At 64.3% G+C, this 4,242-nt stretch carries 3 protein-coding genes and 1 pseudogene; 1 reads left to right on the top strand and 3 read right to left on the bottom strand.

Features of this window, described 5'->3' with window-relative positions:
* Positions 1-516 (top strand): annotated as a pseudogene (locus FMEAI12_RS31525) (integrase core domain-containing protein); the annotation flags it as partial.
* Here the strand turns inward: FMEAI12_RS31525 and FMEAI12_RS31520 are convergent.
* The 3 genes from FMEAI12_RS31520 to FMEAI12_RS31510 all read right to left on the bottom strand — a co-directional run bounded on the left by FMEAI12_RS31520 (position 458) and on the right by FMEAI12_RS31510 (position 3,653).
* A complete protein-coding gene (locus FMEAI12_RS31520; protein WP_160144366.1) occupies positions 458-1,006 on the bottom strand; it encodes a group II intron maturase-specific domain-containing protein in 549 nt (182 codons plus the stop codon). The pseudogene FMEAI12_RS31525 and the gene FMEAI12_RS31520 overlap by 59 nt on opposite strands.
* Before the next feature lie 102 nt (positions 1,007-1,108).
* Positions 1,109-2,359, bottom strand: coding sequence for a group II intron reverse transcriptase/maturase (ltrA, locus tag FMEAI12_RS31515; RefSeq protein ID WP_200835473.1), 1,251 nt, complete (start codon positions 2,357-2,359; stop codon positions 1,109-1,111).
* 547 nt (positions 2,360-2,906) lie between these two features.
* Positions 2,907-3,653 (bottom strand): reverse transcriptase domain-containing protein, encoded by a 747-nt coding sequence (locus FMEAI12_RS31510; RefSeq protein ID WP_112108869.1) that lies wholly within the window; start codon positions 3,651-3,653, stop codon positions 2,907-2,909.
* Positions 3,654-4,242 lie beyond the last annotated feature (589 nt).

Genomic DNA, 4,242 nt, shown 5'->3' with positions numbered 1-4,242 from the left:
AACAAGCCCGGAACCTCCTCATGGATCTCGGTGACCGGGCTGCCGACTTCCAGGTCCTGGTCCGTGACCGCGCCGGACAGTTCACCGCATCGTTCGACGCGGTTCTCGCCGACGCCGGCATCACCACCGTCAAGATCCCACCCCGGGCTCCCCGCGCGAACGCCTACGCGGAACGGTTCGTCCACACTGTCCGGACCGAGGTCACCGACCGCATGCTGATCGTCGGTGGGCGGCACCTGCGCACCGTCCTGGCCGAGTACGCGGCCCACTACAACGGATGACGACCCCACCGCGGCCGTGACCTTCAACCACCACGGCCCGACCACCCCATCGCCGACCTGACCCAGGAACGTCAAGCGCCGACCCATCCTCGGAGGCCTGCCGGGTAGCCGGCGGGAGTTTCACCCGCCGGCCCCCACAGATCCGGACGTGACACTCTCGCGTCATCCGGCTCGTGCTATCCGATGGCCGCTCCGATCGTCCAGTGGGCGAACAGGGCTGGCCTGCGGCGTTTGATCGCTGCAAGCGTCCTCCATGCCCGCCCAGGACGTCCGGTGAGCCGCTTGTACTTGCGCTGCAACCATCGCACCAGGTACTTGTCGATGGAGTGGAAGACCGGGTACAACGCGGAGCGCCTGAACGCCCCGAAGTAGTTGATCCAGCCCCTGGTCACCGGGTTGATCATCGCTGCCAGGTCCTCGAGGGTCCGGGTCGTTTGCCCGTGGATTCTCCACCGGCGTATCGCTCGACGTGCCTTCTTGGCGTTCTGGTCACTGATCGCGGGCGTGAAGCTGACAAACAGCCGGCCGTCGCGACGCCGCTGGACCGTACGTCCTCGGAACGTGTATCCGAGGAAGTCGTATCCGGTCGGCCCGTCCCAGGGCTGTTTCCGGCCGTCGTCCGCGCAGTAGACGATCCGGGTCTTGGCCTCGTTGAGTTCCAAGCCGCACTCGCCCAGACGCCTCCGGATATCGGCGAGCACCGCGCGGGCCTGTCTTTCCCTCACGCAGTGCACGACCAGGAGAGTCGGCGGCGGGAATCTCACCCGCCGCCGCTCGCAGAACCGGACATGAACCTCTCGACTCATCCGGCTCCCATTGCTCAGCCGTCAGGGGTAGGCGCCGAACCGCCAGTGCGCGAACAGTGCTGGTTCCTGGCGCGCGATCCGCCGTAGCCAGAGCCGCGCCCGACGTTCCCGGCGTTTCAACCGTTTGTATTTCCGTGTGGCCCACTGCACCAGCTTCGTATTCAGCTGCTGTAGGAGCGGATACAACATGGACTTGTAGAAGCGTCCGAAGTAGTTGATCCAACCCTGCACGATGCGGTTGAACATGCGTGCCAGATCCTGAAGCGACTTGTCGCTGCGCCGCGGGAAGTGCCAGGAACGTATCTCCCGGCTCATCCGCCTGACTGCTTCCCTGCTGACCGCGGGGGTGAAGTTCACGAAGTGCTTCCCCCACCGATTGCGGGACAGCCGTGGCCGAAACGTGTACCCGAGGAACGTAAACGACGTGACCTCATGATCGCCACGCCGGTCGGTGTCCTTGCAGTACACGATGCGGGTCTTGTCCGGGTGTAGCTCCATCCCGAACTCCGCCAGCCGCGCAGCGACCGCGTCACGCACCCGTGTTGCCTCTTCGAAGGTCTCGCAGTGCGCCACGCTGTCGTCGCAGTACCTTTCAAACGGGACGGCCGGGAACTCCCGTGCCATCCAAGCGTCGAAGGAATAATGCAGGAAGAGATTCGCCAACACCGGCGATATCGAGGCCCCCTGGGGAACGCCCCGACTCCGGTTCATCACCGACCCGTCCTGCCCGCACGACGGGGCAACCAGCCACCGTTGCACATATAGCAGGAGCCACTTCAGGTCGGTATGGTGCGCCACGGCTGCCAGAATCCGGTCATGCGGAACGCTGTCGAAGAAGCTCCGGATATCGAAATCAACCACCCAGTTGCTCCGCCAGCAGCGCTTCCGGCACACCGCCACCGCGTCCAACGCCGACCGCCTCGGACGGTAACCATACGAGTCGTCGTGGAAAATAGGCTCCACGATCGGCTCCAACACCATGGCTGCCGCCGTCTGCGCGACCCGGTCCGCGACAGTAGGAATACCGAGAACCCGCACCCCGCCTCCTGATTTTGGGATCTCCACAGCCTTGACCGCGGAGGGAAAGTAAGACCCCGACGACATCCGGTTCCACAGAACATAGAGGTTGTCCTTGAGAACAGCCTCGAACTGCTCGACCGTCACCCCGTCGATCCCTGCCGCACCGCCGTTGGCTCTCACCCGCTTCCAGGCTTCCCACACAAGCAGTTTGGAAATATTAAACGGTTTCCCCTGACCGCTCGGCCCACCCACTCAGCTCCTCCCGGACAAATCCGGTTGACGAAGCAGCGGCCCCGAGCAACCCATCCCCTTCGCTCCACCCGCGTTACCAGGCTTCAACACTATTACGGGATGGTCCGACTTCCTGCCCCGCAACGGTACTCTACCTCTCACAGATTCCGCTGTTTGAGGCCCTCCCTCTCCCCGGTCGCCAACCACGACCGAGAGTGTCGGGGCGAGGATCTCCCACGTTTCACACTGGAGCCTGAACCGGGCTCGCGCCATCTTTTGGCCGGGCACCATCTGGCCAGTAAGCAGGTATCCGCCAGACTTATCGCAGGGCAACAACTGGACCCTGCTTTCGATGCCATCGATACTGTTTCGACCTGTCACCAATGGTTCGCTTCCGCTCGCCTTCCCGATTCCCACCTGACGCCTGAAGGCGCCTTTTCCGCAACTGCTCACCACCACGGGCCTTAACCGCAGCGGCGTGCGGCGGTTTGGGACCTCCCCCTGCAGGGCGATCCCGGAGGGCCAACCTCCATCTCCAGTGCAACACCGCTCTCAGGCGCTCCGTCTCCTACACCGGAACCTCCCTCAGCGTTCGTGGCACACCATCGTCGGAGTAGCGCTCGAACGGGACGGCCGGGTACTTTCTGGCCATCCACCGGTCGAACACATAGTGCCCGAAAATGTTAGCCAAAAGGGGCGACAGCGGACCGCCTTGTGCGCATCCACTCGTCCGCTCCACGGTGACCCCGTCGGCCCTGACCAGCGGGGCCGCAATCCACCGCTCCACATACAGGCCGATCCAGCGGGTCTCCGGATCCAGGTAGGTGTTCACCGCTGCCATCAGCTTGTCCCACGGAATGCTGTCGAAGTACCCCCGGATATCCAGATCGATAGCCCAGGAATATTTCCACGAGCGTTGCCTCGCCGCGGCGACCGCGCCCAACGCCGACCGGCCTGGCCGGTAGCCGTACGAGTCCGGGTGGAACCCCGGCTCCGTCCTCGGCCCCAGCACCAGCGCGGCCACCGTCTGGGCGACCCGGTCCGCCACGGTCGGCACCGCCAGCGTCCGCTGGCCGCCTTCCGGCTTCGGTATCACCACCTCGCGCAGCGGCGGCGGGAAGTAGGTGCCCGACGACATCCGGTTCCACGTCTTGTAGAGGTTGCCTTTCAGCCTCTCCTCGAACATGGCCACCGTCACGCCGTCGACTCCCGCCACTCCCCTGTTGTCCCGCACCTTCTCGAACGCCTCCACAAACAGACGCCTGTCAATGTCAAACGGCTTCGGCTGTGACACGCCGACCGGCTCCTCCCGCATCCACGGTTGACCGACAGTACTGTCACCGGACAGCCCGCCCCCTTCGCTCCACCCCCATTACAGAGGCTTCACCACTACTACGAGGCGGTCCGCCCCTTCGTCTCCCCATTCGGTACTCGCCCCTCACGGTTTCCGCCGCTTGGGGTTTCCCTCACCCAGCCAGGCAAGCCCGGTCGGACCGCGGAGGCGTAAGGTTCCCACGTTCCCCACAGGAGCCAGGATCGGACTCGCGCCACCTACATGCCGAACGCCGCCCGGGCAGTAAACGGGTATCCCCCGAACTCATCCCGAAGCCTTGATCACGACCTCGGTTCTGACGTTGTCCATATTCTTTCGACACTTCGACAGTGGTTCGCTCTCGCTCGCCTTCCCGACCCGCACCTGACCCGGTCCTCCCCGGGCCTTTTCCGTCACGCTCACGACCCCGCCCGTTGAGACGACGCCGCTGACGGTGGTTTGCGGCCACCCCCCGCATGGCGGCCACGGAGGGCCATACCTCCATCTCCCATGGAGCACCGCTCCAGAAGATCCCTGTCTATCTCAAGATCAGAGTCTCCCTTCACGCTCGTGGCGCAAGATCAACGAATAC

The sequence above is a fragment of the Parafrankia sp. Ea1.12 genome (genome assembly GCF_900465275.1).
GTDB lineage: Bacteria > Actinomycetota > Actinomycetes > Frankiales > Frankiaceae > Parafrankia > Parafrankia soli.
The sequence above is the reverse complement of the archived record's forward strand: the minus strand, read 5'-3'. Positions and strand labels throughout refer to the sequence as shown.

Excerpts from the sequence above, each read along its gene's own strand:
- FMEAI12_RS31510 (WP_112108869.1), bottom strand. The coding sequence starts at position 3,653 with ATGCGGGAGGAGCCGGTCGGCGTGTCACAGCCGAAGCCGTTTGACATT.